The 26339-nt window shown below is 65.8% G+C and carries 25 protein-coding genes; 14 read left to right on the top strand and 11 right to left on the bottom strand.

Annotated elements, in window-relative coordinates:
• Positions 1–74 precede the first annotated feature (74 nt).
• Together glpD and ACZLHH_RS20720 are read right to left on the bottom strand one after the other, a co-directional pair.
• A complete protein-coding gene (glpD, locus tag ACZLHH_RS20725; protein WP_180844704.1) occupies positions 75–1553 on the bottom strand; it encodes a glycerol-3-phosphate dehydrogenase in 1479 nt (492 codons plus the stop codon).
• A gap of 182 nt (positions 1554–1735) precedes the next feature.
• Positions 1736–2371 carry an OmpW/AlkL family protein gene (locus ACZLHH_RS20720; protein WP_032129052.1) on the bottom strand — a complete coding sequence of 212 codons (636 nt, stop codon included), beginning with the start codon at positions 2369–2371 and terminating at the stop codon, positions 1736–1738.
• Positions 2372–2557: 186 nt separating this feature from the next.
• Between ACZLHH_RS20720 and ACZLHH_RS20715 the strand changes: the two genes are divergently transcribed.
• The 3 genes from ACZLHH_RS20715 (at position 2558) to lpdA (ending at position 6869) form a co-directional block, all read left to right on the top strand.
• Positions 2558–3073, top strand: coding sequence for a DNA-deoxyinosine glycosylase (locus tag ACZLHH_RS20715; protein WP_049421431.1), 516 nt, complete (start codon positions 2558–2560; stop codon positions 3071–3073).
• Positions 3074–3240: 167 nt separating this feature from the next.
• The gene (gene aceF / locus ACZLHH_RS20710; RefSeq protein WP_180844703.1) at positions 3241–4953 is read left to right on the top strand and encodes a dihydrolipoyllysine-residue acetyltransferase; all 1713 of its coding nucleotides are present in this window, start codon (positions 3241–3243) and stop codon (positions 4951–4953) included.
• Positions 4954–5060: 107 nt separating this feature from the next.
• Complete coding sequence (lpdA, locus tag ACZLHH_RS20705) at positions 5061–6869, top strand: dihydrolipoyl dehydrogenase (RefSeq protein ID WP_180844702.1); 1809 nt, start codon at positions 5061–5063, stop codon at positions 6867–6869.
• Between the two features lie 444 nt (positions 6870–7313).
• On the opposite strand, the gene ACZLHH_RS20700 is transcribed toward lpdA, so the two are convergent.
• The gene (locus ACZLHH_RS20700) at positions 7314–8132 is read right to left on the bottom strand and encodes a hypothetical protein (protein ID WP_010481314.1); all 819 of its coding nucleotides are present in this window, start codon (positions 8130–8132) and stop codon (positions 7314–7316) included.
• Between the two features lie 459 nt (positions 8133–8591).
• On the opposite strand from ACZLHH_RS20700, the gene ACZLHH_RS20695 reads away from it, so the two are divergent.
• The 9 genes from ACZLHH_RS20695 (at position 8592) to ACZLHH_RS20655 (ending at position 15808) form a co-directional block, all read left to right on the top strand.
• Positions 8592–8957, top strand: a complete 366-nt coding sequence (locus ACZLHH_RS20695; protein ID WP_006394654.1) for a hypothetical protein — start codon at positions 8592–8594, stop codon at positions 8955–8957.
• Between the two features lie 31 nt (positions 8958–8988).
• Positions 8989–9789 (top strand): F0F1 ATP synthase subunit A, encoded by an 801-nt coding sequence (atpB, locus tag ACZLHH_RS20690; RefSeq protein ID WP_010481316.1) that lies wholly within the window; start codon positions 8989–8991, stop codon positions 9787–9789.
• A 73-nt stretch (positions 9790–9862) separates the two neighbouring features.
• A complete protein-coding gene (gene atpE, locus ACZLHH_RS20685; RefSeq protein WP_005411133.1) occupies positions 9863–10168 on the top strand; it encodes a F0F1 ATP synthase subunit C in 306 nt (101 codons plus the stop codon).
• A gap of 106 nt (positions 10169–10274) precedes the next feature.
• A complete protein-coding gene (locus tag ACZLHH_RS20680; RefSeq protein ID WP_005419512.1) occupies positions 10275–10745 on the top strand; it encodes a F0F1 ATP synthase subunit B in 471 nt (156 codons plus the stop codon).
• Positions 10746–10747: 2 nt separating this feature from the next.
• A complete protein-coding gene (locus ACZLHH_RS20675; protein WP_005411131.1) occupies positions 10748–11275 on the top strand; it encodes a F0F1 ATP synthase subunit delta in 528 nt (175 codons plus the stop codon).
• Between the two features lie 44 nt (positions 11276–11319).
• Positions 11320–12867 carry a F0F1 ATP synthase subunit alpha gene (gene atpA, locus ACZLHH_RS20670; protein ID WP_005411130.1) on the top strand — a complete coding sequence of 516 codons (1548 nt, stop codon included), beginning with the start codon at positions 11320–11322 and terminating at the stop codon, positions 12865–12867.
• A 97-nt stretch (positions 12868–12964) separates the two neighbouring features.
• Positions 12965–13828 (top strand): F0F1 ATP synthase subunit gamma, encoded by an 864-nt coding sequence (atpG, locus tag ACZLHH_RS20665; protein ID WP_005411129.1) that lies wholly within the window; start codon positions 12965–12967, stop codon positions 13826–13828.
• Positions 13829–13865: 37 nt separating this feature from the next.
• Positions 13866–15272 (top strand): F0F1 ATP synthase subunit beta, encoded by a 1407-nt coding sequence (gene atpD / locus ACZLHH_RS20660; protein ID WP_005411128.1) that lies wholly within the window; start codon positions 13866–13868, stop codon positions 15270–15272.
• Between the two features lie 113 nt (positions 15273–15385).
• On the top strand, positions 15386–15808 hold the full coding sequence (locus tag ACZLHH_RS20655; protein ID WP_005419509.1) for a F0F1 ATP synthase subunit epsilon: 423 nt from the start codon (positions 15386–15388) through the stop codon (positions 15806–15808).
• Positions 15809–16024: 216 nt separating this feature from the next.
• Here the strand turns inward: ACZLHH_RS20655 and ACZLHH_RS20650 are convergent, their stop codons facing one another.
• The gene (locus tag ACZLHH_RS20650) at positions 16025–16408 is read right to left on the bottom strand and encodes a GtrA family protein (RefSeq protein ID WP_180844722.1); all 384 of its coding nucleotides are present in this window, start codon (positions 16406–16408) and stop codon (positions 16025–16027) included.
• A gap of 83 nt (positions 16409–16491) precedes the next feature.
• Between ACZLHH_RS20650 and glmU the strand changes: the two genes are divergently transcribed.
• Positions 16492–17859 (top strand): bifunctional UDP-N-acetylglucosamine diphosphorylase/glucosamine-1-phosphate N-acetyltransferase GlmU, encoded by a 1368-nt coding sequence (glmU, locus tag ACZLHH_RS20645; protein ID WP_071228874.1) that lies wholly within the window; start codon positions 16492–16494, stop codon positions 17857–17859.
• On the top strand, positions 17828–18361 hold the full coding sequence (locus ACZLHH_RS20640; RefSeq protein WP_180844701.1) for a GNAT family N-acetyltransferase: 534 nt from the start codon (positions 17828–17830) through the stop codon (positions 18359–18361). Before glmU ends, ACZLHH_RS20640 begins: the two co-directional genes overlap by 32 nt.
• Before the next feature lie 47 nt (positions 18362–18408).
• On the opposite strand, the gene ACZLHH_RS20635 is transcribed toward ACZLHH_RS20640, so the two are convergent.
• The 7 genes from ACZLHH_RS20635 to ACZLHH_RS20605 all read right to left on the bottom strand — a co-directional run bounded on the left by ACZLHH_RS20635 (position 18409) and on the right by ACZLHH_RS20605 (position 26207).
• The gene (locus ACZLHH_RS20635) at positions 18409–19761 is read right to left on the bottom strand and encodes a sensor histidine kinase (RefSeq protein ID WP_180844700.1); all 1353 of its coding nucleotides are present in this window, start codon (positions 19759–19761) and stop codon (positions 18409–18411) included.
• Positions 19758–21104, bottom strand: a complete 1347-nt coding sequence (locus ACZLHH_RS20630) for a sigma-54-dependent transcriptional regulator (RefSeq protein ID WP_478478734.1) — start codon at positions 21102–21104, stop codon at positions 19758–19760. The genes ACZLHH_RS20635 and ACZLHH_RS20630 overlap by 4 nt, the downstream gene beginning before the upstream one ends.
• 123 nt (positions 21105–21227) lie before the next feature.
• Positions 21228–21605, bottom strand: coding sequence for a PDZ domain-containing protein (locus ACZLHH_RS20625; RefSeq protein WP_177179520.1), 378 nt, complete (start codon positions 21603–21605; stop codon positions 21228–21230).
• Between the two features lie 16 nt (positions 21606–21621).
• On the bottom strand, positions 21622–22839 hold the full coding sequence (locus ACZLHH_RS20620) for an ABC transporter permease (protein ID WP_071228876.1): 1218 nt from the start codon (positions 22837–22839) through the stop codon (positions 21622–21624).
• A gap of 20 nt (positions 22840–22859) precedes the next feature.
• Entirely contained in the window at positions 22860–24158 is a 1299-nt protein-coding gene (locus ACZLHH_RS20615; protein WP_180844699.1) for an ABC transporter permease, read from the bottom strand.
• Positions 24159–24168: 10 nt separating this feature from the next.
• Positions 24169–24894, bottom strand: coding sequence for an ABC transporter ATP-binding protein (locus tag ACZLHH_RS20610; RefSeq protein WP_032129038.1), 726 nt, complete (start codon positions 24892–24894; stop codon positions 24169–24171).
• A gap of 35 nt (positions 24895–24929) precedes the next feature.
• A complete protein-coding gene (locus ACZLHH_RS20605) occupies positions 24930–26207 on the bottom strand; it encodes an efflux RND transporter periplasmic adaptor subunit (RefSeq protein WP_049399200.1) in 1278 nt (425 codons plus the stop codon).
• Positions 26208–26339: the final 132 nt, after the last annotated feature.

Genomic DNA, 26339 nt, shown 5'->3' with positions numbered 1-26339 from the left:
GTCTCCGGTAGCGATGGTGTTGGTAGAGTCGAGCCTGCTCGACTGCTTTTCATGTCAGTCGAGCAAGCTCGACTCTACCGTCTATCGATCCACGCCTGCAGCCGCGCCACCTGCGCAGCATCCAGCCGCAACCCCAGCTTGCTCCGCCGCCACAGCACGTCCTCGGCGTCCCAGGCCCATTCGTGGTCGCGCAGGAAAGCCACTTCCCGCGCATGCAGGCCGCCGCCGAAGTCCTCTCCAAGATCGTCCATGCCCCGTGCACCCTGCAGAAGGGCGGCGCTGCGGCTGCCGTAGGCTTCGGCCCAACGCCGTGCGATCTCCACGGGCAACCACGGTGCCAGCGCCTGCAGGCGGGAGCGCGCCTGTGTGGCGTCACCCCAGTCGCTGCCCGGCAGCGGGTCTCCGCCTGCCGTCCAGGCCGGTCCCATCTGTGGCAGGGCAGGGCGCAGCAGGTTCAGCGCTTCCTCGGCCAGCACCCGGTAGGTGGTCAGCTTGCCGCCCAGCACATGCAGCGCCGGCGCCGGGTTGGACTGCAGCTGAAGGCGGTAGTCGCGGCTCAGCGTTGCCGCACGCGGGTCCGGGTCGGCCAGCAGGGGACGTACACCGGCGAACTGCCAGACCACGTCTTCCGGAGTGATCGGCTCACGCAGATAGCGGTTGGCGGCCGCGCACAGGTAGCTCACCTCGGAAGGCAGCACGCTGCAGCGCGCCGGGTCACCGCGGTAGTCGGTGTCGGTGGTGCCAATCAGCAGATGCTCGTGGGCGAACGGCAGCAGGAACACCACGCGGCCATCGGGCTGCTGCAGCAGGCAGGCACTGTCATCGGGCCAGGGGCGGCGCAGCACGATGTGGCTGCCCTGTACCAGCCGCAGCGCGGGGCCGCCGCTGCGGGCCTCCATCTGCTCCAGCAGGCCACCGGCCCATGGGCCAGCCGCATTGGCGACGGCGCGCGCGGTCACATGCTGCTGGCCATCGGCGGATTCCAGCACGGCCAGCCAACGGCCCTGCACAGGGCGCAGCTCGATGCAGCGGCTGCGCACATGTACCTGTGCGCCACGCCAGGCAGCATCCAGGGCATTGAGCAGTACCAGACGCGCGTCATCGACCTGCGCGTCGGCGTAGCTGAAGGCCTGCCGCAGATCCGGGGAGAGCCAGGGGCCGAGCGGATCACGCTGAAGGTCCAGGGCGCGCGAGGCGGGAAATGCCGGGCTGCGTGGGCCCAGGTGGTCGTACAGCCACAGTCCCACGCGCAGCATCCAGCGTGGGCGCAGGTGCGGTTCCCACGGCAGCACGAAACGCAGCGGGCGGACCAGGTACGGTGCCTGCCGGCGTACCACTTCGCGTTCACCCAGTGCCTTGCGCACCAGTCCGAACTCGCCCTGTTCCAGGTAGCGCAGGCCACCGTGGATCAGCTTGCTGCTGGCGCTGGAGGTATGCCCAGCGAGGTCGTGCTGCTCGCACAACAGCACGCGCAGGCCGCGGCCGCTGGCATCACGGGCGATGCCGGCACCGTTGATACCGCCACCGATCACCAGCAGGTCGACGTCGTGCATCGCGCCTCCGCATCCTGTGTATAGAGTCGACTGTCAGTCGACTGCTGTTGCAAAAGTCGAGCAAGCTCGACTCTACGAAAGGCAGTCGAGCAAGCTCGACTCTACAGAACGCGGGTGACGGAAACGACGACGGGCCCCGAAGGGCCCGTCGCGTTACATCAGTGAAGCAGGTGCAGCCTGGATCAGAAGCGGGCGCCGATGCCGAAGCCGACGGTCCACGGATCCATCTTGGCTTCGCCGATCTTCTCGCCGCCAACCTTCACGTCCGGGCGGGCGCGCATGTAGCGGGCGTCAGCACGGGCGAACCAGGTGGAGTTGATGTTCATGTCCACGCCGACGGTGCCGATCACGCCCTTGGCATCCTTGAAGCGGATGTCGGTGTCAGCGCCGTTGCCCAGCTTCTCGTTGCTGAAGCTCGACTGGTAGTAGCCCACGCCCACGAACGGACGGAACACGTTGTCAGCCTGGCCGAAGTGGTACTGGCCGCTCAGCGCGATCGGCTGCTGCTCGACCGAGCCCAGGCGGGCGTTGTTCGGGCCCTTGAACTTGTTGTCGAACTTGTCGGCAGCGCCCCACAGTTCAACGGCCCAGTTGTCGTTGATGTAGTAGCTGAAGCTGACGGTCGGCGCCGGGCCACCATCGGTCTTCTTGACGCCGGTGATCGGGTCGTTCTTCGGTTCCAGCAGCGAGATGCCGCCAACAACGGCAAAATGCTTGCCCGAAGCGGTGTCGGTGCTGCTGCTGTCCTGGGCGAAAGCGGCCGGCGCGAAGGCGGCGGAGGTCAGCAGGGCGAGACTCAGGATACGGATGGAGCGCATGGGGGTATCTCCTAATGTTTCTTGTTTTGGGCCCCCGGTTGCGGGGCGAGCACACCGTAGTCGCCCCAACATGAATCGAATCCGACGCACGTTAAAAAATAGTTTCCCTTGTTCAGCGACTGGAGCGAAAAGCCTGTTTTCATGGGCTTTTCGGCCTTCGGCGACATTCATGCAGTTGGAGAAGATGTGAGCGAAGCAACGGTGTGCATCGGCCTGCAAGCGCAGGTGAACATGGAGTGCAGGGTGCTGCTGCTGGGTTCGATGCCCGGCGTTGCGTCATTGCAGGAGCAGCGCTACTACGCGCATCCGCGCAATCGCTTCTGGCCTGTGCTGGCCGATATCTGTGGCTTCGATGTGGCCCTGGCGTACCCGCAACGGCTGCGCGCACTGCAGGCAGCCGGTGTGGGTCTGTGGGATGTGATCGGTCAGTGCGAGCGGCGTGGCAGCCTGGATGCCGACATCGTGCGTGGCACGGAAGTACCCAATGCGCTGCCGGCATTGATCGCTTCGCTTCCTGAGCTGGAGCTGATCGGCTGCAACGGTGCGGCATCGCTGAAGGCATTCCAGCGTTGGGTGCTGCCCGGCCTGGAGGCGCCGCCAAGGCTGCTGGCGCTGCCGTCCACCAGCCCGGCCAACGCGGCCTGGTCACTGCCGCGGCTGCGCCAGGCCTGGCAGCCGGTAGCCGACGCACTGGCGACATGAAGCGGACATCGTCCGGACAATACGCTACCGACTGGTCGCGGCCGCAACCCATGAGCAACAGCGTGTCCCGGCTGCGTGAGTACTGAAAACACCTGTAACGGTTGGCGCTGGCCCCCGCTGGCCGCACAATAGACGTTTCCCTACACCAGATTGCCGGAGTTATCCCCATGGCCGAAATCAAGGAAGCACTTGTCCCCGATATCGGTGACTACAGCGATATCCCGGTAATCGAGGTGCTTGTCGCCGTCGGCGACACGGTCAAGAAGGACCAGGGCCTGGTGACGCTGGAAAGCGACAAGGCGACCATGGAAGTGCCGTCGGCCGTCGCCGGCGTGGTCAAGGAGATCAAGGTCAAGGTCGGTGACACCCTGTCCGAGGGCAAGGTCGTGGCGCTGATCGAAGTGGCTGAAGGCGAGGCTGCCAAGCCGGCCGCTGCCGCCCCGGCACCGGCCAAGGCCGCTGCCCCGGCTGCCGCCACCCAGAGCGCGCCGGCCCCGGCCGCAGCTGCGCCGGCCGCTCCGGCTGCCAGCGGTGGTGCGGTTGAAGCGCTGGTGCCGGATATCGGCGACTATTCCGGCATTCCGGTCATCGAAGTGCTGGTCGCCGTCGGCGACACGGTCAAGAAGGACCAGGGCCTGGTCACGCTGGAAAGCGACAAGGCCACCATGGAAGTGCCGTCGTCGGTGGCTGGCGTGGTCAAGGAACTGAAGGTCAAGGTCGGCGACACTCTGTCGCAGGGCAATGTGGTCGCCATCATCGAGGCCGAGGGCGCTGCCGCGCCGGCGCCGACCAAGGCAGCCGCTGCTGCCGCTCCGGCTGCCGCCGAGACCGCCACCAAGGTCGAGCCGGTCGCTGTGCCGGCGCAGCCGGACAAGCTGGCGGCCCGCGAGATCGCCTCGGCCGGTACCCCGTCCAGCCCGCCGGTGCAGTTCAACGCCGATGGCGTGCTGCCGGCCAAGGTGCCGTATGCCACCCCGGCGGTGCGTGTGTTCGCCCGTGAACTGGGCGTGGACCTGCTGCAGATCAACGGCACCGAGAAGGGTGGCCGCATCACCAAGGGTGACGTGCAGAAGTTCGTCAAGGCCGCACTCAGCGGTGGCGTGCCGGCTGCCGGCGGTGCTGCTGTTGCTGCCGGTGGTGGCCTGAACCTGCTGCCGTGGCCGAAGGTCGACTTCAGCAAGTTCGGCGAGACCGAAGTCCAGCCGCTGTCGCGCATCAAGAAGATCTCCGGTGCGAACCTGGCCCGCAACTGGGCCATGATCCCGCACGTCACCCAGTTCGAACAGGCCGACATCACCGATCTGGAAGGCCTGCGCGTGGCGCTGAACAAGGAGAACGAGAAGGCCGGCATCAAGCTGACCATGCTCGCCTTCCTGATCAAGGCCAGCGCCGCGGCGCTGAAGAAGTTCCCGGAGTTCAACGCCTCGCTCGATGCCAGCGGTGAAAACCTGACCCTGAAGAAGTACTTCCACATCGGCTTTGCCGCCGACACGCCGAACGGCCTGGTCGTGCCGGTCATCCGCGACGTGGACAAGAAGGGCGTGGTGCAGATCGCGCAGGAAACCGGCGAACTGGCCAAGAAGGCGCGCGACGGCAAGCTCGGCCCGGCCGACATGAGTGGCGGCTGCTTCTCGATCAGCTCGCTGGGCGGCATCGGCGGCACCGCGTTCACCCCGATCGTCAATGCACCGGAAGTGGCCATCCTCGGCGTCTCCAAGTCGTCCATCCAGCCGGTCTGGAACGGCAAGGAGTTCGCACCGAAGCTGATGCTGCCGCTGTCGCTGAGCTACGACCACCGCGTCATCGACGGCGCACTGGCCGCACGCTTCACCACGTACCTGTCGCAGGTACTGGCCGACATGCGCCGCGTGCTGCTGTAAGGCACCGCTTCGCCCCCACCGTTCGGCCGCCGCCCCTGGCGCGGCCGTGTGAACAGATGCAGTGACAGCCCGCCGGTACCGCCGCGCGGGCACGAGGAAAACCCACCATGGCCACGATTGAAGTCAAGGTTCCCGACATCGGCGATTACAGCGATGTGCCGGTGATCGAAGTGTTGGTCGCCGTCGGCGACACGGTGAAGAAGGATCAGGGTCTGGTGACCCTGGAGTCGGACAAGGCCACCCTGGAAGTGCCGTCCTCGGCCGCCGGTGTGGTCAAGGAAATCAAGGTCAAGCTGGGCGACACCCTGTCCGAAGGCGCCGTGGTCGTGGTGCTGGACGCCGAAGGCGCCGCCGAAGCCCCGGCCAAGGCCGCCGCGCCGGCCGCAGCTGCGGCCGCCCCGGCCAGCAAGCCGCCGGTGACCCCGTCGCACCGCGCCCCGGCTGAGCCGGCGGCGCCGAAGCCGGCGCTGTCCAGCGGCAAGCCGGCCGACATCGAATGCGAAATGGTCGTGCTGGGCTCGGGCCCGGGCGGCTATACCGCCGCCTTCCGCGCCGCCGACGTCGGCCTGGATACGGTGCTGGTCGAGCGTTACGCCAGCCTCGGTGGCGTCTGCCTCAACGTGGGCTGCATTCCGTCCAAGGCGCTGCTGCACGCTGCAGCGGTGATCGACGAAGTGGCCCATGCCGGTGATTTCGGCGTCGAGTTCGGCAAGCCGACCATTACCCTGGACAAGCTGCGCGAGTACAAGGAAAAGGTCGTCAGCCAGCTGACCAAGGGCCTGGCCGGCATGGCCAAGCAGCGCAAGGTCCGCAGCGTGCAGGGCGTCGGCAAGTTTGTCTCGGCCAACGAGCTGGAAATCACTGCGGCTGATGGCAGCACCCAGTTGCTGCGCTTCCAGAAGTGCATCATCGCTGCCGGTTCGCAGGCGGTGAAGCTGCCGAACTTCCCGTGGGACGACAAGCGCGTGATGGATTCCACCGACGCGCTGGAGCTGGCCGAAGCGCCGGGCTCGCTGCTGGTTGTCGGTGGCGGCATCATCGGTCTGGAAATGGCTACCGTGTACGGTGCGCTGGGCAGCAAGGTGACCGTGGTCGAGTTCATGGACCAGCTGATGCCGGGCGCCGACAAGGACCTGGTCAAGCCGCTGGCCGACCGCCTGAAGAAGCAGGGCATCGACGTGCACCTGAAGACCAAGGCCTCGGGCGTCACCGCCGATGCCAAGGGCATCACCGTGACCTTCGACGCCGCCGAGGAAGGCCAGGCGCCTGCGCTGGCGCAGGGCACCTTCGACCGCGTGCTGGTGGCCGTGGGTCGCTCGCCGAACGGCAAGAAGATCGATGCCGAGAAGGCTGGCGTGCAGGTCACCGACCGCGGGTTCATCCCGGTCGACCGCCAGATGCGCACCAACGTGCCGCACATCTTTGCCATCGGCGACATCGTCGGCAACCCGATGCTGGCCCACAAGGCTACGCATGAGGGCAAGCTGGCCGCCGAAGTGGCTGCCGGCCACAAGAAGGAATGGGTCGCCCGCGTGATTCCGTCGGTGGCCTATACCAACCCGGAAATCGCCTGGGTCGGCGTGACCGAAACCGAAGCCAAGGCCAAGGGCCTGAAGGTCGGCGTGGCCAAGTTCCCGTGGGCCGCCAGTGGCCGTGCGATCGGCATTGGCCGCACCGAGGGCTTCACCAAGCTGATCTTCGACGAAGAGACCCATCGCATCATCGGTGGTGCGATCGTCGGCGTGCACGCCGGCGACCTGCTGGCCGAGATCGGCCTGGCAATCGAGATGGGTGCGGAGGCGGAAGACATCGGCCACACCATCCACGCGCACCCGACGCTGAGCGAATCGGTGGCGATGGCCTCGGAAATCTACGACGGCACGATCACCGATCTGTACATGCCGAAGAAGAAGTAAGGCGCCCGCGCCTTCGCGAACGAAAAGCCCCGGCATCTGCCGGGGTTTTTTGTTTCTCCGCTCCGGATTTTTGCGAGCGGTGGGGCCGCTGCGCGGGTGGCAGGCGTCTGGACAAATGTCCCCCGTCGTCCGCCTGCGGCGGTCGCCTCCTCCTTTACTTTGTCCAAACGCCTGCCACCCGCGCAGCGGCTCGGCTTGCGGATAGTCGAGAGCCACAGCTTGGCCCGCCTGGATGCCTGACACGCGGGGGAAGAGGGACTTGCGTGCGAAGTAAAGGAGGAGGTGACGGCCGCAGGCCGGTGCCGGGGGACATTCGCACGCAAGCCCCTCTTCCCCCAGCGCTCGACCAACCTGCTTCTCTGCTCGACGATGCAAAGAAAAAGCGCGGCCCCGATGTTCCGGAGGCCGCGCCAGGAGAGAGAGTGCCGTGGAAGGGGCGTGGGATCAGAACACGAAGCTGACGCCGGCCACCGGGCCCTTGAATTCCTGCTTCAGGCCGATGGTGCCGTCGCTGCCCTTCTTGTCCGCGTCGAGCTTGAACCAGTCGTAGCCAGCGAACACACCGAAGTTCTTCGTGAAGCGGTAATCGACGATGGCGTTGGCGCGGCTCAGGTCGCCCTTGTAGTCATCGAAGCTGCCCCAGCGCGTGTTGAGATACTGGCCCTGCAGCGTGATCATCCACTTTTCCGACGGGGTGAAGCTCAGGCGCGCACCGACCACCGGCGCCACGCCGTCCGTCTTCTCATTGAGGAACTGGCCTTCGTAGACGGTGCCCAGATCGGCGTAGGCCTTGGTGCTGACCTTGGCGTACTCGGCACCCAGCTGCAGGCCGAGGTCGAAGGTATCGGTGTCCACCACCGAGTAGTCATAGACCAGGCTGGCGACCTGGTACTTCAGTTCACCCTTGACGAAGCTGCCGGACGGCACGTTGACGTCACCGAAGGAGATGTCCTGGCCAAGGGTCTCGCGGCGGTCCTTGTCGTACTTGAAGTAGTTGAACAGCAGGCGCTGGCGGTTGCTGATGCGGAACATGCCGTCGATGCGCGGTTCCCACTCCTTGCCACCCAGCTTGAAGTCCTCGGAGAAGCCGATGTCCTGGCCGGCGACGTTGGTCTTGCCGCGAAGGGTGTTGTCCGAGTCGATGTTCATCGCACCCAGGCGCAGGGCGAAGCGGTCGTCGCCTTCAGCGGCGTGGGCGGCAGTGGCGAACGAAGCACCAGCGGCGAGCAGGGAGAGGGCGAGCAGGGTGGGTACGGGGCGCATCGAAGAGTCCTTGCAGTGGTTCATCAGAATGAAGGCCACTGTGCCGGACAGGCCCGTCCACCATCCGTGAACGTATGGTCCACGAAGTGTGCACGGTTCAGCGCTGTCGCGACGATGCAAAAAGATGGCCCCGGAGCCGGGCTTCGGGGCCATCGTGGGACCTGCGGGGCGGAGCGTCGACGAGGTTGCTGCAGGCAGGTCGAAAGATCGGACCGGCGCATTCGGCGAAAGTTCCGCGGCCTGCGACCAAAGTTCAATACTGCGCTGCAACATCATACGGACGTCATTGTCCCCTGGGTGGCACGCAAAAATGTAACCGTTACCGCAACTTGCGGCCTCCCGGGATGAACAGGGAGCGGTTGTCTCGCAAATTGTCCCATTGCTATAATTTGGCGGCTCGATGAGGCCCCCCTGCTGTAGTCGCCTCAGCCCTCCACTTGCAACCACGCGGGACGTCCTGTGCTGAACTCCGTTGATGCGGGTCGGCGACTGATGCTGCGCGCCGCGGTCTACCCGCTGGCCGCAGTGGCTGTCCTGGCCCTGGCCTTCCTGCTGGTAGGTCCGAAATATGCCCTCGGCGCGCTGGCGTCCGGTGTGGCCATTTCGGCCGGTGGCTGGGTGGCGGCACGGATGGCCCTGGGCGGTGGGGCACTGGCCGCAGGATCGGCGATGGCTCGCCTGATCATTGCGATCGTGGCCAAGTGGGTGGTGGTTTTCGGCGTCCTGCTGGTGGGGTTTCTGGTCTTCAAGCTGCCTGCATTGGCGCTGTTGGCCGGTATCGCCGTCGGCTTGATGTTCCAGGTCCTGGCGATGGCCAGGCGTTGACAGAATTCAATTAACTGAAGGTTCCGGACACATGGCGGGCGAGGCTCTAACCCCTACCAGCTACATCCAGCATCACCTGCACAACCTGACCGCGCCGGTCGGCAAGGGTGAGGGTATGTTCTGGCATATCCACGTCGATACCTTCCTCACCGCTGTCCTGATGGGCCTGGTGATCGTTGTCGCGTTCTGGCTGGGCACCCGCAAGGCCACCGCCGGCGTGCCGGGCAAGTGGCAGGCCTTCGTCGAGATCTGCCTGGAGTTCGTCGACCGCCAGGCCAAGGACACCTACCACGGCAAGAGCAAGCTGGTCACGCCGATCGCCATCACGATCTTCTTCTGGATCCTGTTGATGAATCTGCTGAAGATGATCCCGGCCGATTTCATCGCCAAGCCGCTGGAATGGGTGGGCGTGCACTACTGGAAGCCGGTCCCGACCGCTGACGTCAATGCCACCCTGGGCATGGCCATCAGCGTGTTCTTCCTGATGCTGTTCTTCGCGCTCAAGTCCAAGGGCCTGGGCGGCTTCATCAAGGAATTCCTGACGGCGCCGTTCGGCAAGTGGATGATGCCGTTCAACCTGATCCTCAACATCGTCGAGTGGCTGAGCAAGCCGATCTCGCTGGCGATGCGACTGTTCGGCAACATGTTCGGCGGCGAAATCGTGTTCCTGCTGATCTGGGTGCTGGGTGGTGCCGGTTTCTTCGGTGCCATTGCCGGTGGTGTGTTCGGCCTCGGCTGGATGCTGTTCCACCTGCTGGTGATCCCGCTGCAGGCCTTCATCTTCATGATGCTGTCGATCGTGTACCTGAGCCTGTCGGAAGACGCTCACTGAGTTTCAAGCTTCAACGCGTTTCAACCTTCATCCGTTTCATCACCCTTAGCAACTTAAGTTCCTGGAGATAACCATGTACTTCGCCGTCCTGACCAACTTCGCGCAGATTCAGAGCTCCACCGCCCTTGCCGTCGGCATCATGATCGGCCTGGCCGCGCTGGGCGCCGGTCTGGGTCTGGCCATCATGGCTGGTAAGTTCCTGGAGTCGGCCGCCCGCCAGCCGGAACTGATCCCGGTCCTGCAGGTCCGCATGTTCATCACCGCCGGCCTGATCGACGCCGCGTTCATCATCTCGGTCGCCGTTGGCCTGCTGCTGGCCTTCGCCAACCCGCTGTCGGCTGCCTTCGCTGGCGCCGTCACCAAGGCTCTGGCCGGCTGATACAGCGGTTTGAGACGACCGGGTGCTGATGCACCCGGTTTCGGATGAAGGCCGGATGTGCCGCTACGGCGGCGCGTCCACCCCGAAACCAGCGATCGAGCTAACCATGAATATCAATTTCACCCTTCTTGCGCAGGCGCTGGCCTTCGCTGGTCTGATCTGGATCATCGCGACCAAGATCTGGCCGCCGCTGATGAACGCGATCGAAGAGCGCCAGCAGAAGATTGCTGAAGGCCTCGCTGCTGCCGACCGCAGCCAGAAAGATCTGGCCCAGGCGCAGGAGAAGGTCAACGAAGCGCTGAAGGAAGCACGCACCAAGGCCAACGAGATCATCGATCAGGCTCACGCGCGTGCCAACCAGATCGTTGATGCTGCCCGTAACGAAGCGATCACCGAAGCCACCCGTCAGAAGGAACTGGCCCAGGCTGAAATCGACGCCGCCGCCAACCGTGCCCGTGAAGATCTGCGCAAGCAGGTGTCCGCGCTGGCCGTGACCGGTGCCGAAAAGCTGCTCAAGCGCGAAATCGACGCCAACGCCCACAAGGCGCTGCTCGACGAGCTGGCCTCGGAGATCTAAGGATGAGCCAGGCCCTCACGCTTGCCCGCCCGTACGCCCGCGCCGCGTTCGCGACCGCGCGCGACGAAGGCGCGTTCGCGCCGTGGTCGGACGCCCTGGCGTTCTCCGCCCACGTCGCCGCCGACCCGCGCGTGGCGGCCCTGCTCGCCAACCCGGAGCTGGGTCGTGACGACGCCGTCGCCCTGCTGGCGCCGGTGTCCCACGGCGAGACCTACTCGCGCTTCCTGGCCATCCTGGCCGAATCGCATCGTCTGCCGCTGCTGCCGGAGATTTCCGGCATGTTCGACGCCCTGCGCGCCGAAGCCGAGCACGTGGTCAAGGCCACCGTCACCTCGGCCGCCGAACTGTCGGCCGGTGAGCTGGACGCGATCAAGGTCGCGCTGCGCAAGCGCTTCAACCGCGAGGTCGACGTGACCACCGCGGTCGATGCCTCGCTGATCGGCGGCGCCGTGATCGACGCCGGCGACGTGGTCATCGATGGTTCGCTGAAGGGCAAGCTGGCCCGTCTGCAGACCGCGCTCGCTAACTGAATTCATTTAACGTCCGGCCCCGCTGCCGGCACTAGGACTTGACGATGGCAACCACGCTCAACCCCTCCGAAATCAGCGAACTGATCAAGAACCGCATCGAGAAGGTCAAGCTGGCCGCGGAATCGCGCAACGAAGGCACCGTGACCAGCGTGTCCGACGGCATCGTGCGCATCTTCGGTCTGGCCGACGTGATGCAGGGCGAAATGATCGAACTGCCGAACAACACCTTCGCCCTCGCCCTGAACCTGGAGCGCGACTCGGTCGGCGCCGTGGTGCTGGGTGACTACGAGCACCTGCGCGAAGGCGACGTCGCCAAGACCACCGGCCGCATCCTGGAAGTGCCGGTCGGTCCGGAACTGCTGGGCCGCGTCGTGAACGCGCTGGGCGAGCCGATCGACGGCAAGGGCCCGCTGGGCACCGACCTGACCGCTCCGGTGGAGCGTGTTGCGCCGGGCGTGATCTGGCGCAAGTCGGTCGACCAGCCGGTGCAGACCGGCTACAAGTCGGTCGACTCGATGATCCCGATCGGCCGTGGCCAGCGCGAGCTGATCATCGGTGACCGCCAGACCGGCAAGACCGCGATGGCGATCGATGCCGTGATCAACCAGAAGGGCACCGGCATCAAGTGCGTGTACGTTGCGATCGGCCAGAAGGCTTCGACCATCGCCAACATCGTGCGCAAGCTGGAAGAGAACGGCGCGCTGGCCCACACCATCGTGGTGGCCGCGACTGCTTCCGAATCGGCTGCCATGCAGTACATCAGCGCCTACTCGGGCTGCACCATGGGTGAGTACTTCATGGACCGCGGCGAAGACGCGCTGATCGTGTACGACGATCTGTCCAAGCAGGCCGTTGCCTACCGCCAGATCTCGCTGCTGCTGAAGCGCCCGCCGGGCCGTGAAGCCTACCCGGGTGACGTGTTCTACCTGCACTCGCGCCTGCTGGAACGCGCTGCCCGCGTGTCCGAGGAATACGTCGAGAAGTTCACCGAAGGCAAGGTCACCGGCAAGACCGGTTCGCTGACCGCGCTGCCGATCATCGAAACCCAGGCCGGCGACGTGTCCGCCTTCGTTCCGACCAACGTGATCTCGATCACCGACGGCCAGATCTTCCTGGAAACCGACCTGTTCAACGCCGGCATCCGCCCGGCCGTGAACGCCGGTATCTCGGTGTCGCGCGTCGGTGGCTCGGCCCAGACCAAGATCATCAAGAAGCTGTCGGGCGGCATCCGTATCTCGCTGGCCCAGTACCGCGAGCTGGCTGCGTTCGCGCAGTTCGCCTCGGACCTGGACGAAGCCACCCGCAAGCAGCTGGAGCGTGGCCAGCGCGTCACCGAACTGATGAAGCAGAAGCAGTACGCGCCGATGTCGATCGCCAACCAGGCGCTGTCGATCTACGCCGTCAACGAGGGTTACCTCGACGACGTGCCGGTCAACAAGCTGCTGGCGTTCGAAGAAGGCCTGCACGCCCACTTCGCCAACACCCAGGGCGAGCTGGTCAGCAAGGTCAACGCCACCGGCGGTTGGGACAACGACATCGAAGGTGCCTTCAAGAAGGGCATCGCCGAGTTCAAGACCACCGGCAGCTGGTAATCGCGGTCCTGTAGAGCGGAGCCTCTGGCTCCGCTGGACCAGATGACAAACGGTTGAACAACGCGGGGCAGCAGCCCCGCGCCACGGGAAACAAGAGATGGCAAGCGGACGCGAAATCAAAACCAAGATCAAGAGCGTGCAGAACACCCGCAAGGTGACGCGCGCCCTGGAAATGGTCTCGGCCTCCAAGATCCGCAAGGCGCAGGATCGGATGAAGACCTCGCGTCCGTACGCGCAGGCGATGAAGCAGGTGATCGGTCACCTGGCCCAGGCCAGCACCGACTACCAGCATCCGTTCCTGGTCGAGCGTGAGCAGGTCAAGCGGGTCGGCTTCATCGTGATCTCCTCCGATCGCGGCCTGGCCGGCGGCCTGAACAACAACCTGTTCCGCAAGATGCTGGGCGAAGCCAAGGCATGGCAGGACAAGGGTGCGGAAGTGGACCTGGTGACCATCGGCCAGAAGGCTTCGACCTTCTTCCGCCGCGTGAAGGTCAACATGGTCGGCAGCGTGACCCACATCGGCGACGTGCCGAAGCTGGAATCGCTGATCGGTGTGATCAAGGTCATGCTCGACGCCTTCACCGAAGGCAAGATCGACCGCGTGTACCTGGTCTACAACCGCTTCGTGAACACCATGGTGCAGAAGGCCAGCTTCGATCAGCTGCTGCCGCTGCCGCCGGCTGAGAAGCAGGTCGCTCACCACGACTGGGACTACCTGTACGAACCCGATGCCGCGACCGTGCTCGAGCACGTGATGACGCGTTACATCGAGTCGCTGGTGTACCAGGCACTGCTGGAAAACGTCGCCTCCGAGCATGCGGCACGCATGGTTGCGATGAAGGCGGCGAGCGACAACGCCAACAAGCTGATCGGCACCCTGCAGCTCGTCTACAACAAGGCGCGCCAGGCAGCGATCACCCAGGAAATCTCCGAAATCGTCGGCGGCGCGGCAGCAGTCTGACCGCGTTCGTTCAAAGCACACATTAGAGGATGCAGCAATGAGTCAGGGCAAGATCGTTCAGATCATCGGCGCGGTCGTCGACGTCGAATTCCCGCGTGAATCGGTGCCGAAGGTGTACGACGCACTGAAGGTGGAAAACACCGAGATCACCCTCGAAGTCCAGCAGCAGCTGGGCGACGGCGTGGTGCGTACCATCGCCCTCGGTTCCACCGACGGCCTGAAGCGCAACCTGGTTGCCGTCAACACCGGCCGTGGCATCTCGGTGCCGGTCGGCGCTGGCACCCTGGGCCGCATCATGGACGTGCTCGGCCGTCCGATCGACGAAGCCGGCCCGGTGGCCGCCAGCGACAGCTGGGAAATCCACCGTGCGGCCCCGTCGTACGAAGACCAGTCCCCGGCCACCGAACTGCTGGAAACCGGCATCAAGGTCATCGACCTGATGTGCCCGTTCGCCAAGGGCGGCAAGGTCGGCCTGTTCGGCGGCGCCGGCGTCGGCAAGACCGTCAACATGATGGAGCTGATCAACAACATCGCCAAGGCGCACAGCGGTCTGTCCGTGTTCGCCGGCGTGGGTGAGCGTACCCGTGAGGGCAACGACTTCTACCACGAAATGAAGGACTCCAACGTCCTCGACAAGGTGGCGATGGTGTACGGCCAGATGAACGAGCCGCCGGGCAACCGTCTGCGCGTCGCCCTGACCGGCCTGACCATGGCCGAGTACTTCCGCGACGAGAAGGACGAAAACGGCAAGGGCAAGGACGTCCTGCTGTTCGTCGACAACATCTACCGCTACACCCTGGCCGGTACCGAAGTGTCGGCACTGCTGGGCCGCATGCCGTCCGCCGTGGGTTACCAGCCGACCCTGGCCGAGGAAATGGGCGTCCTGCAGGAGCGCATCACCTCGACCAAGAACGGTTCGATCACCTCGATCCAGGCCGTCTACGTTCCCGCGGACGACCTGACCGACCCGTCGCCGGCAACCACCTTCGCCCACCTGGACTCGACCGTGACCCTGTCGCGTTCGATCGCCTCGCTGGGTATCTACCCGGCCGTCGATCCGCTGGATTCCACCAGCCGCCAGATGGACCCGCTGGTCATCGGCCACGAGCACTACGACACCGCCCAGCGCGTCCAGCAGACCCTGCAGAAGTACAAGGAACTGAAGGACATCATCGCGATCCTGGGCATGGACGAGCTGTCCGAAGAGGACAAGCAGGCCGTGTCGCGCGCCCGTAAGATCGAGCGCTTCTTCAGCCAGCCGTTCCACGTGGCCGAAGTGTTCACCGGTTCGCCGGGCAAGTACGTGCCGCTGAAGGACACCATCCGTGGCTTCAAGGCCATCGTCGATGGCGAGTACGACCACCTGCCGGAGCAGGCGTTCTACATGGTCGGCGGCATCGAAGAAGCGGTCGAGAAGGCCAAGAAGATGGCCGAGAAGGCCTGATCCGGGACGGGCGGGAGCGATCCTGCCCGACCTGACGCCGGCGCCGGGCAACCGCCCGCGCCGGTGGACTCCCACGGTGGCATTGCGCCGCCGCGAACAGCGAAGAGATTTGCATGAGCACGATCCGTTGCGACATCGTCAGCGCCGAGCAGGAAATCTTCCGTGGCGAAGCGACCCTGGTCGTGGCCACCGGTGAGCTGGGCGAACTGGGCATCGCGCCCAAGCACGCGCCGCTGATCACCCGCCTGAAGCCGGGCAAGGTGGTGGTGACCACGCCGAACGGCGAGCAGCTGGATTTCGCCATTTCCGGCGGCATCCTGGAAGTGCAGCCGCAGGTGGTGACCGTGCTGGCCGACACCGCGATCCGCGCGCAGGACATCGACGAAGCCTCGGTCCGCAAGGCCAAGGAAGAAGCCGAGCGCATCCTGGCCAACCGCGGCGAAGCGATGGAAGTGGCTGAAGCCCAGCAGAAGCTGGCCGAAGCCGTCGTCCAGCTGCAGGCGCTGGAGCGCCTGCGCAAGAACCTCAAGCACTGAGGTTTCTCGCGCTGCATCCACGAGAACGCCGGCCCTGTGCCGGCGTTTTTGTTTGTGCGGGGTAGAGTGCCGGCTGGGTAGAGTCGACTGTCAGTCGACTATCGCGCGCAGCGCGGGATTTCCGCAGTCTGATGGAAGAGCAGTCGACCAACAGTCGACTCTACCGATCCCGATCCCGATCCCGATCCCGATCCCGATCCCGATCCCAGCGCCGTATCAGCGGTAGACCACGCAGCGCATCAGCAGGAAGGAAACGCACGCCAGCCCGCCTTCCACCAGCGGCTTGGCCAGCCAGGTGTACTGCAGGCCCAGCGCGTGGTCGACCAGGCTCACCAGCAACGTGCTTGTCGCGGTCAGCAGCAGCCACAGCCCGAAGAAGCGTGAAAATCGACGCCAGCCAAGGCGCGCATCACCTGCGTTGGCAAAGGTGTAACGGCCGTTGAGCCAGAAGCCCAGCAGCATCCCGGCCAGGCGTCCGGCAATGTTGGCAGGCACCACCGGCAGGCCCAGCGCGGTCGCGGCGACGAACACCAGCCAGTCGAGCAGCAGCTGCACGAGCCCGATGATGAGATAGGTGCTTCCCTGGCGGACGAGGCCCATCAGTGCGGTGAAGGAGGTGGGATGCACATGTTAACGGCCCACGCTCTAGAATCATCGGCAACGAACCACGGACTGCCGTTTCCATGACCCAACCCCTGCACGTCATCATCCTCGCCGCTGGCGCGGGCAAGCGAATGAAGTCGGTGCTGCCGAAGGTGCTGCAGCCGATCGCCGGCCAGCCGATGCTGGCGCATGTGATCGATGCGGCCCGCGAACTGCAGCCCTCGGCGATCCACGTGGTCTACGGCCATGGTGGTGAAGCGGTGCGCCAGTACTTCGCCGACCAGCCCGACCTGCAATGGGCTGAACAGGCACGGCAGCTGGGCACCGGCCATGCGGTGGCCCAGGCGATGCCGCAGGTGCCTGACGCCGCGCAGGTGCTGGTGCTGTACGGCGACGTGCCACTGATCCGCACGCAGACCCTGCGCGACCTGCTGGCGCAGCCGGGTCGCCTGGCGGTGCTGGTCGCCGATGTCGATGACCCGACCGGCTACGGCCGCGTGCTGCGCGATGCCGAAGGCAAGGTGGGCTCCATTGTCGAGCAGAAGGACGCTACCGACGACCAGCTGCGTGTGCGCACGATCAATACCGGCATCATTGCCGCCGAGTCGACCGCGCTGCGGCGCTGGCTGTCGCAGTTGTCCAACAGCAACGCGCAGGGCGAGTACTACCTGACCGACGTGTTCGCCTTTGCCGCGCACGAGTACACCCCGGCCGAAATGGCACTGGTGGCCGACGCGCAGGAAGCCGAAGGGGCAAACGATCCCTGGCAGCTTGCGCAGCTGGAGCGTGCCTGGCAGCGCCGCGCGGTACGGGCCCTGTGCGCGCAGGGCGCGCGCGTGCGTGACCCGGCACGACTGGATATCCGTGGCACCGTCACCGTGGGCAGCGATGTGCTGATCGATGTCGACGTCGTTCTGGAAGGCCACATCGTGCTCGGCGACGGCGTCACCGTGGGCCCGTTCAACCGGCTGAAGGACGTCAATCTTGGCCCGGGCACTGAAGTGCGCGCGCATTGTGATCTTGAAGGCGTGGTCACCGAAGGTGCTGCGCTGGTAGGACCGTTCGCGCGGCTGCGTCCGGGGACCGTGCTCGCCGACGGCGTGCACGTGGGCAACTTCGTCGAGACCAAGAAGGTCACCCTCGGTGTTGGCAGCAAGGCCAACCATCTGACCTACCTGGGCGATGCGGTGATCGGCAGCAAGGTAAACATCGGTGCCGGCACCATCACCTGCAACTACGACGGCGTGAACAAGTCGACCACCACCATCGGCGACAACGCCTTCATTGGTTCCAACAGTTCGCTGGTAGCACCGGTGACCATTGGCGACAGTGCGACGATTGCCGCCGGTTCGGTCATCACCCGCGACGCCCCGGATGGCAAGCTGACACTGGCACGTGCACGACAGGAAACCATCGATGGCTGGAAGCGCCCGCTCAAGAAGTCCTGAGCCACGCATCCCGCATGCCGACGAACTCGGCATGCTGCCGGCAATTGAACAACGTGCCGGTGAACTGCTGAAGGGTCACCAGGCCTACCCGGTGTTTGCCGGGCATGGTCTGGACCTGCCGACGCTGCAGGATGGCCTTCAACGTGGCCAGTTGTGGGTGGTGGATGCGGCTGACGGTGGTATCGCGGGTTACCTGCTGGCCGGCGAACTCTGCGGTGAATTCCATGTGCTGCAGATGGACGTGGATCCCGCACACGCGCGGCGTGGCTACGGCCGCGCTTTGCTGCGCCATGCCTTGGCGCAGGCGAGGGCGGGAGGCTACGCGGCCGCGGTGCTGACCACGCTGTCCGATGTGCCGTGGAATGCGGCCTTCTATGCCAGCGAAGGATTCGACGTAGTGCCCGAGGCGCAGTGGAACGATGGCCTGCGCGCGGTGATGGCCGAAGAGGCTGCGCTCGGGTTCCCGATGCACCTGCGGGTGGCGATGCGGCAGGTTTGGTAGGTGCCGACCTTGGTCGGCACATCCGCGCATGACGTGGACCTACCCGCTCAACCCACCGGCAACAGGATCGACACGCACAACCCGCCATCGCCGCGATTCTGCAGTGATACCCGGCCGCCATGCGCTTCCACGATCTCGCGGGTCAAGGCCAAGCCCAGCCCGGTGCCATTGCGCTTGGTCGAATAGAACGGCATCAGCGCATTCTGCAGCACCTGCTCGTTCATGCCCTTGCCGCGATCCAGTACGTCCAGGCGCAGCCACTGCGGCAGCCGCGTGAGTTGCACCTGTACGTCGTCGTTGGGCGGTTCTGCTTCGGCGCAGGCTTCGTGCGCGTTCTTCAACAGGTTCAGCAGTGCCTGCCCGAACTGGGCGATGTCGATGCGGCTGCTCAGTTCCTCGTCCGGCTCACGTTCCATGCCGAATGGGATCTGATGGCGCAGGCTGGACAGGAAGGGGGCCCAGTGCACGGTCTGCAACTGCGGTTGCGGCAGCTTGGCAAAGCGCGCATAGCCGCGGATGAAGCCTTCCAGGTGGCGTGCACGATCCTCGATGGTGGTGAAGATCTCCGGCAGCCGGTCAAAGCGCTCACGCTGCACCAGTACACCGCCGGAGTGGGCCAGCGAGGCAATCGGTGCCAGCGAGTTGTTGAGCTCGTGGCTGATCACCCGGATCACCTTCTTCCAGGTCTGTACTTCCTGGCGGCGCAGCTCGGCGGTCAGCAGGCGTACCAGCAGCAGGTCGTGCGGACGACCATTGAGCTGGAAGGCGCGGCGCGAGAGGTGGTACACCTGCTCGTCGTCCTCATCGCCGTCCTCGCCCTCGGCATGCACCGCGAACAGGCTGTCGCCACCGCGGGCGATGGCATCGCGCAGCTCCACCGGCACCTGTTCCAGCACGTCCTCCAGGCGCTGGCCTTCCAGCTTCCAGCCGCCATGCAGCAGCTTGCGCGCAGCCAGATTGGAGAACACCACGCGGGCGATGCCATCACCGCCCGAGGCGATCAGCAGCATCGCCACCGGCGTGTTCTGCACCATCGTGTCCAGCAGAAGTTCGCGTTGCACCAAACCCTGCCGCTGTGCACGCAGCACATCGCCCAGTTCGCGGTGTGCCTGCACCAGGTCGCCGAGCTCGTCATTGCCGGGCCAGTGCACGCCGAAGTTGTATTCGCCGTCGCGATAGCTGCTGGTGGTGCCCGCCAGGGCCCGCATCAGTGACCGCACCGGGGCGGTAGCGCGACGCAGGGTCCACCACATCAGCGACAGCAGGATCAACGCCGACACCGTGGTCACCACCCAGCCATGGTCCATCCAGTAGGCCAGCAGCCACGGCAACGCGGCGGCCAGCGCCAGCACCGGCAGCAGGCGCAGGAACAGGCGGAAAGTGAACGAGCGCCGTTTCATTCTCGCGGGATACCGTGGCGGTCCATGCGCCGGTACAGCGCCTGGCGGCTCAGGCCGAGTTCGGCGGCGGCCTGGGCGATGACGCCATGGTTGCGCGCCAGTACCTCTTCGATGCGCGCGCGGTCGGGGTCATTGCCCGCACTGGGGGCCGGGCGCGGTGCTGCGGCTGCGCGCGGCAGGTTCAGGTCGGCCACTTCAATGCGGTTGCCGGTGGCCAGCAGTTCGGCGCGCTGGATCACGTTGCGCAGTTCGCGCACGTTGCCTGGCCACGGGTGGCGCAGCAGGGCGGCGGTGGCGGCGCTGGACAGGGGTTTGCCAGCGGTCAGGAAGCGCTCGGCCAGCGGCACGATGTCGCCCGGGCGATCGGCCAGCGGCGGCAGCACCAGTTCCACCGTGTTGAGGCGGTAATAGAGGTCTTCGCGGAAGGTGCCGTCGCGGATCATCGCCGGCAGGTCGGCATTGGTCGCGCTGACCACGCGGACCTTGACCTGGCGTTCGCGGTTGGAGCCCAGGCGCTCGAAGCGGCCGGTTTCCAGCACACGCAGCAGCTTCATCTGCCCGCCCAGCGACAGGTTGCCGATCTCATCCAGGAACAGGGTGCCACCATCGGCGGCCTCGAACTTGCCTTCGCGCGCCTTGTTGGCGCCGGTATACGCACCGGCCTCGGCACCGAACAGTTCGGCCTCGATCAGTTCCGAAGGCAGCGCGCCACAGTTGACCGCCACGAATGGACCCTTGGCCACCAGGGAATTGGCCTGGATGATCTGCGCGATCTTCTCCTTGCCGGCACCGTTCGCGCCGGTGATCAGTACCGGCAGTTCCGAGCGTGCGACCTGGCAGGCGAGAGCGATGACGCGCTCGCTGGCGGGGTCGGCGAAGACCGCGCCGCACAGGTCATACTTCTCTTCCAGCGCATTGCGCTGGCGCAGTTCACGGCTGCGGCGCCGGTCCAGTTCGCGGCGCGCCTCGGACAGTTCCAGCAGGTTGTTGACCGTGGTCATCAGCTTGCGGTCGTCCCAGGGCTTGGCCAGGTAGTCGGCCGCACCGGCCTTGACCAGATCCACCGCGCTGCTGAGGTGGGTCCAGGCGGTCAGCAGGATCACCGGCAGATCGGGATGGCGCGCGCGGATCTGCGCGAACAGGGCCTCGCCTTCTTCGCCGGAGGTGGTGTCCTCGCTGAAGTTCATGTCCTGGATCACCAGGTCGACCGGCTGCCACTCCAGCAGGGCCAGCCCTTCGGACGGGCTCTGCGCCTGCAGGGTGTCGATGTCGTGCAGGGAGAACAGCACGTCCAGCGCGGTACCCACGCTGGCGTTGTCGTCGATGATCAGGATTGCAGGCATCAAGCGGTTCTGCAGAAAGGGATGGGCGGCGCCGTTGGAGCCGTTCGTGTCCACGCACCGGGAGAGCCCGGCGCCACCCATCAAGCATAGCCAAACCCGTGGCTGTGCAGGAGCGGCCCTCGCTCAGCGCCGGGGAGGCACCGGGGGCCGTGGCGGCGCGGGTGGCGGCGGCACCTCCAGCGCCTGGCGCCAGGCTGCGGCGTCGACCGCCACCGTCAGTTCGCGCTTGTCGCGGCGCAGCAACAGATAGGCGGTGGCTGCGTTGGAATGACGCAGGGCCTCGGCAAGGTGTTCGACCCGGCGCACCGCCGTGTCGTCCACGCGCAGGATGCGATCGCCACTGCGCACGCCGAAGCGCATTTCCGGGCTGGCGGCCTCCACGCGCACCTGGCCCTCCGTTGAGCGCAAGGACAACCGCGCGGCATCCTGGCGCCACTCCAGTGTCTGCGCACTGCCACCGCCGGCCAGCGCCGGCAATGGCAGGAGCAGCATCAGGCACATCGCGCGGGCACGCATCTCACGCGCCCCGCGTGGCGACCGCAGGCGGCACCGCTGCCGCACGCCGCGCCGGCCCGAACACGGCGATCTGGCCCAGCACCCACAGCAGCAGTGCACCCAGCGGCAGGTAGTACAGCGGCATGCGCGGCAGCTCGTACAGGTTCATCAGTGCCAGGTTGATGGCGTAGGCCGCCAGCATGCCCAGCACGATGCCCAGCGTGGCCAGCAGGAAGTTCTCGGTCTGGAAGTAGCGCAGGATCTGCCCGCGGGTCGCGCCCAGCGCACGGCGGATGCCGATCTGCTTGCTGCGCTGCTGCACCCAGAAGCTGGCCAGGCCGATGATGCCCAGCGCGGTGACCACCAGCAGCGAGATGCTGACGGTGATCAGCAGGCCGACCATCGCGCGGTCGTTCTTGAAGAAGTCCTTGCGCTGGTCTTCATAGGTCAGCTTGTCGCGCATCAGCCGGTTGGGGTCGTTGCGTTCCAGCGCGGCGGCACCGGCATCGAGTACTTCCTTGCGGCGTTCCGGCGAAGTGCGCAGCACATACGTGCCACCTTCGTCGAAGGTGCGCCGCATGGGCAGCAGCATCGAGTTGGTCCAGTTGTCATTCCAGCCGTTGGGCGTGCTGAGCGTGTCGACGATGCCGACCACATGCAGCGGCTGCTTGCCCATGTAGTAGGTTTTGCCCAGCGCACTGCCATTGGGTTCCATCTTGGCGGCGGTGGCCTGGGTGAGGATGACCGGGATCGCGTTCTCCTTTGCGCCGCCCTTGCTGGCGTCTTCGAAGTTCTGGTACTCGTCGGGCAGGAAATCGCGGCCTGCGATCAGGTTGATGCCCATCGTGGCCAGCCCGTTCTCGGACAGGGTGTACATCGAGGCGTTGGTGGTCGGCCGTTCCTGGTCGATCACACGCGAAATGCTGCTGCTGGAGGAGCCGTCGCGGAAGGGGACCTGGTTGATGATGGTGACGTTGCTGACGCCGGGAATCGCGCGCAGCGATGCCAGGTCCTCGCGGGTGCGGGCCATGGCGTCGGTCTGCTTGCCGATGCCGCTGACGCGCAGCATGACCAGTTCGCTCTCGGCGATGCCGCTGGGCATGCTGATCTTCTCCACGCGCTGGCTGACCAGGAACAGCGCGTTGCAGACGATGGCGCAGGTCAGTGCGACTTCCAGCACGATCAGGGCAGCGGCGGTCTTGTGCCGGCGCAGCGTGCTGAGGATGGGGCGGATGTCCATGGGAGTCCTCGTTCGGGTGCTTACTGCGACTTGAGCTGGATGGCCGGGGTGACCTGCATGGCGCGCCAGGCGGGCAGGAACCCGGCCGCAAGACTGGCGAGCAGGGTCAGGCCCAGCGCGAGCAGCAGCATGTTGCCGTCCAGGTGGGCCAGCTTTGCGTATTCCACCGGTTGCTGGCGCACCGCGAACAGGCCAAGCAGGGCCAGACCGATACCCAGCACGCCACCGACAACGCCGACCGCACCGGCTTCCACCAGGCACTGCAGGAAGATCTGGCCACGGCTGGCACCGAGGGCGCGGCGCACGCCGATCTCACCACTGCGGCGCAGGAACTTGGCCAGCAGCAGGCCCACCGTGTTGATCAGGCAGACACCCAGGAAGCCCAGCGCCAGCCACAGCTGCAGGCGCACATCGCTGGGGACCGCGCCATTGAAGTCCAGCCATTCCATCACGGTGCGCAGGCGCACGTTCGGCGGATGCTTGAAGCGGCCGGCCTCGCGCTGCTGGGTCGAATAGTTCTCCAGGTAGCGGCGGTAGTCGGCGGCCTTGGCCGGGTCCATCTCCACCCAGTACTGCAGCCACGCGCACGGTGCGTTGAGCGAGTAGCTGTTGCCGTCGGGATTCTCGCCGAAGCAGTTCATGTTGCCGTTGTTGCCCAGCTTCAGGTCGAAGGAGGTGGAGATCGGCAGCAGCAGGTCCTCGTTCTTGCCGTAGCTGCCCGTGGTCAGGTCGTAGAAGTGCGGCTCCGGGCTCCATTCCTTCATCACGCCGACAATGCGGTAGCTCTGCCCTTCCATGCGCAGGTCGCGGCCCACGCTGTTGGCGCCCTGGTACAGCTTGTCATTGAGCGCCTTGGAGATGACCACCACGCGTGCACGGCCTTCATCGTCCTCGCGCGTCCAGGGGCGGCCGTACTGCATGGGCACCTCGAACATCGGGAAGAAATCGGCCGAGGTCCAGCGGGTGTCGATGCTGAAGGGCTTGAGCGTGCTGTTGTCCGGTTCGATGGTGCCGCCGCCGCCGCTCATCAGCGCCTGGCGCTCGCCCTTGGCCTCGCGCAGCAGCGCTTCACCGTCGAAGCGGGTCAGCTGGGTTTCCGGTTCCTCGCCGGCGACATAGGCGCCGGTCGCGGCATCGAGCTGCACGTAGAACAGGCGGTCACTCTTGCCCGGAATCGGGTCGCCGGACAGCACGTGGAATACGGTCAACGTGGTCATCGAGGCGCCGATGCCGAGCGCGATAGCGATCACCATCAGCGCGGTCAGGACCTTGTTGCGGCGGAAACTGCGCGCCGCCAATCGGGCGTAGTAGGCGAACATGGTCGGGCCCTCACTCGTTGACGGCGACGATGTGGCGCGGCGGGGTGGCCAGCACCGGCTCGCGCACCAGGTCGGTCACCTGACCATCGACGATGTGCACGTTGCGCTGCGCGCGCGCGGCCAGTTCCGGATCGTGGGTGACCATCACGATGGTGGTGCCGGCAGCGTTGATCTCCTCCAGCAGTTCCATCACGCCGCGGGCCATCTGTGTGTCCAGGTTGCCGGTCGGTTCGTCGGCCAGCAGCAGGCGCGGGCTGCCGGCCAGCGCACGCGCGATGGCCGCGCGCTGCTGCTGGCCACCCGACAGTTCATTCGGATAATGCTTCATGCGCGAGCCGAGGCCGACCTGGCTCAGCGCCTTCTCGATACGTTCGCGGCGCTCGTTGGCGCTCATCTTCCGATAGCGCAGCGGCACGTCGACGTTGTCGAACAAGTTCAGGTCGGGGATCAGGTTGAAGCCCTGGAAGATGAAGCCGATCTTCTGGTTGCGCAGGCGGCTGCGGGCGTCGTCGCCCAGCGTGCTCACGTCCTGGCCGTCAAGCATGTAGGTGCCGCTGGTGAAGGTTTCCAGCAGGCCGGCGATGTTGAGGAAGGTGGTCTTGCCGGAGCCTGACGGGCCGGTGACGGCGACGAACTCACCTTCCTTGACCTGCAGTTCCAGCGAGCGCAGTGCGTGGGTTTCCACCTGTTCGGTGCGGAAGACCTTGGCGACCGAACGCATTTCGAGCATGTACATGGGGTGTCCTCTCTCCAGGATTCAGGTATCAGGTATCAGTTGACGGAGACGCGTTCGGCGTCCTTGAACAGGTCGCTGCCAGAGACCACGATGCGGTCGCCCGGCTGCACACCCGACTTGATTTCCACTTCGCCCAGGCTGCTGACGCCCAGTTCCACCGGACGCCGCACTGCGGTGCGGCCATCCATCACGTAGGCGATGCCGTTGCCCTGTTCGACGAACGGGCCGCGCTCGACCTTCAGCACGTCCTTGCGGGTGTCGAGCAGCACGCGCACCGACATCCGCTGGCTCTGGCGCAGGCCTTCCGGCTGCGCGCTGGCGAAGCGCACGCGGGCGTTGACCTCGCCGTTGACCACTTCCGGCGACACCGCACTGATCTCGCCCGGGAACGGCTTGCCGTTGCCGCCGGTCAGCTGCGCCGGCATGCCGATCGCCAGGTCGCGGGCGAAGCTCTCCGGTACCTTGATCTCAACCTCGAACTTGGACAGGTCGACCACGCCCAGCACGGGCGCATTGGCGGCCAGGTTGGTGGACTGGACGGCCTGCACCTGGCCGACCTGGCCGTCGAACGGCGCGCGCAGGGTCAGCGCGTCCACCTGGCGCTGCACCTCGGCCACCACCGCCTTCTGGCGGTCGGCCAGCAGGCGCTTGTTGCGGGCGTCCAGGTCAGCGCCCTGGCTCTGCAGGCGTGCATCGGTGGTGGCATTGGCCAGCGTGATGTCGGCCTTCTTCAGCGAGTCCTTGGCCTTGGCCAGATCGATCTGCGGTACTGCACCGCCGTCGTAACCGCGCTGGTAGCGCTGCAGGTCGCGGTCGGCGGCCTGGCGCTCGATGGTGGCCTGGTCGGTTTCCTTGCGCGACTTGGCACGGGCCAGGGTGGCGTCCAGCGCGGCGCGGCTGGCCTCGGCTTCCAGGCCGGCCAGGGTGGCCTGCTCCTGGGCCAGCTTGCTGCGCAGTTCCGGGCTGTCGATGACCGCCAGCTCCTGGTCCTTCTTGACCACGTCACCGGCAACGACTTTCAGGTCCACGGTACCGGCCGAGATGGCGTACAGGATCGGGCTGTTGGCGGCGATCACGCGGCCGTCGGCGGCGATGTCGCGGACCAGGTCACCGCGCTTCACTTCGGCGATGCGCACGCGGCTGCTGTCGTAGGAGCGGCTGGCGTTGGACCAGGCGTACACGGCCCAGCCGATGCCGGCCAGCAGCGCGATGGCGCCCAGTGCCGGCCAGCGGTAACGCTGCCAGTTGGCGCGGGTGGTGCCGGCCGGGGCGGAGGAAACGATCTGGTCCTGTGCGGAGGTGTCGCGGATCATCGGGTGCGTGCCTGACGGTGGTAGTGGGTACCAAGCACGTAGCGTGCCAACTTTATTTCCTTGTGGGTCAATGGGTTGGGAGTCGCCCTGAAGTGTCCGGGTGTCCGCGGACACCTTTCCGGACACTTTCAT

This window comes from Stenotrophomonas sp. 28608_Sma, from assembly GCF_056486185.1.
The sequence above is the reverse complement of the archived record's forward strand: the minus strand, read 5'-3'. Positions and strand labels throughout refer to the sequence as shown.

Excerpts from the sequence above, each read along its gene's own strand:
- glpD (WP_180844704.1), bottom strand. The coding sequence starts at position 1,553 with ATGCACGACGTCGACCTGCTGGTGATCGGTGGCGGTATCAACGGTGCC.
- ACZLHH_RS20720 (WP_032129052.1), bottom strand. The coding sequence starts at position 2,371 with ATGCGCTCCATCCGTATCCTGAGTCTCGCCCTGCTGACCTCCGCCGCC.
- aceF (WP_180844703.1), top strand. The coding sequence starts at position 3,241 with ATGGCCGAAATCAAGGAAGCACTTGTCCCCGATATCGGTGACTACAGC.
- lpdA (WP_180844702.1), top strand. The coding sequence starts at position 5,061 with ATGGCCACGATTGAAGTCAAGGTTCCCGACATCGGCGATTACAGCGAT.
- ACZLHH_RS20700 (WP_010481314.1), bottom strand. The coding sequence starts at position 8,132 with ATGCGCCCCGTACCCACCCTGCTCGCCCTCTCCCTGCTCGCCGCTGGT.
- atpB (WP_010481316.1), top strand. The coding sequence starts at position 8,989 with ATGGCGGGCGAGGCTCTAACCCCTACCAGCTACATCCAGCATCACCTG.
- atpE (WP_005411133.1), top strand. The coding sequence starts at position 9,863 with ATGTACTTCGCCGTCCTGACCAACTTCGCGCAGATTCAGAGCTCCACC.
- ACZLHH_RS20680 (WP_005419512.1), top strand. The coding sequence starts at position 10,275 with ATGAATATCAATTTCACCCTTCTTGCGCAGGCGCTGGCCTTCGCTGGT.
- ACZLHH_RS20675 (WP_005411131.1), top strand. The coding sequence starts at position 10,748 with ATGAGCCAGGCCCTCACGCTTGCCCGCCCGTACGCCCGCGCCGCGTTC.
- atpA (WP_005411130.1), top strand. The coding sequence starts at position 11,320 with ATGGCAACCACGCTCAACCCCTCCGAAATCAGCGAACTGATCAAGAAC.
- atpG (WP_005411129.1), top strand. The coding sequence starts at position 12,965 with ATGGCAAGCGGACGCGAAATCAAAACCAAGATCAAGAGCGTGCAGAAC.
- atpD (WP_005411128.1), top strand. The coding sequence starts at position 13,866 with ATGAGTCAGGGCAAGATCGTTCAGATCATCGGCGCGGTCGTCGACGTC.
- ACZLHH_RS20655 (WP_005419509.1), top strand. The coding sequence starts at position 15,386 with ATGAGCACGATCCGTTGCGACATCGTCAGCGCCGAGCAGGAAATCTTC.
- ACZLHH_RS20650 (WP_180844722.1), bottom strand. The coding sequence starts at position 16,408 with ATGGGCCTCGTCCGCCAGGGAAGCACCTATCTCATCATCGGGCTCGTG.
- glmU (WP_071228874.1), top strand. The coding sequence starts at position 16,492 with ATGACCCAACCCCTGCACGTCATCATCCTCGCCGCTGGCGCGGGCAAG.
- ACZLHH_RS20640 (WP_180844701.1), top strand. The coding sequence starts at position 17,828 with ATGGCTGGAAGCGCCCGCTCAAGAAGTCCTGAGCCACGCATCCCGCAT.
- ACZLHH_RS20635 (WP_180844700.1), bottom strand. The coding sequence starts at position 19,761 with ATGAAACGGCGCTCGTTCACTTTCCGCCTGTTCCTGCGCCTGCTGCCG.
- ACZLHH_RS20630 (WP_478478734.1), bottom strand. The coding sequence starts at position 21,104 with ATGCCTGCAATCCTGATCATCGACGACAACGCCAGCGTGGGTACCGCG.
- ACZLHH_RS20625 (WP_177179520.1), bottom strand. The coding sequence starts at position 21,605 with ATGTGCCTGATGCTGCTCCTGCCATTGCCGGCGCTGGCCGGCGGTGGC.
- ACZLHH_RS20620 (WP_071228876.1), bottom strand. The coding sequence starts at position 22,839 with ATGGACATCCGCCCCATCCTCAGCACGCTGCGCCGGCACAAGACCGCC.
- ACZLHH_RS20615 (WP_180844699.1), bottom strand. The coding sequence starts at position 24,158 with ATGTTCGCCTACTACGCCCGATTGGCGGCGCGCAGTTTCCGCCGCAAC.
- ACZLHH_RS20610 (WP_032129038.1), bottom strand. The coding sequence starts at position 24,894 with ATGTACATGCTCGAAATGCGTTCGGTCGCCAAGGTCTTCCGCACCGAA.
- ACZLHH_RS20605 (WP_049399200.1), bottom strand. The coding sequence starts at position 26,207 with ATGATCCGCGACACCTCCGCACAGGACCAGATCGTTTCCTCCGCCCCG.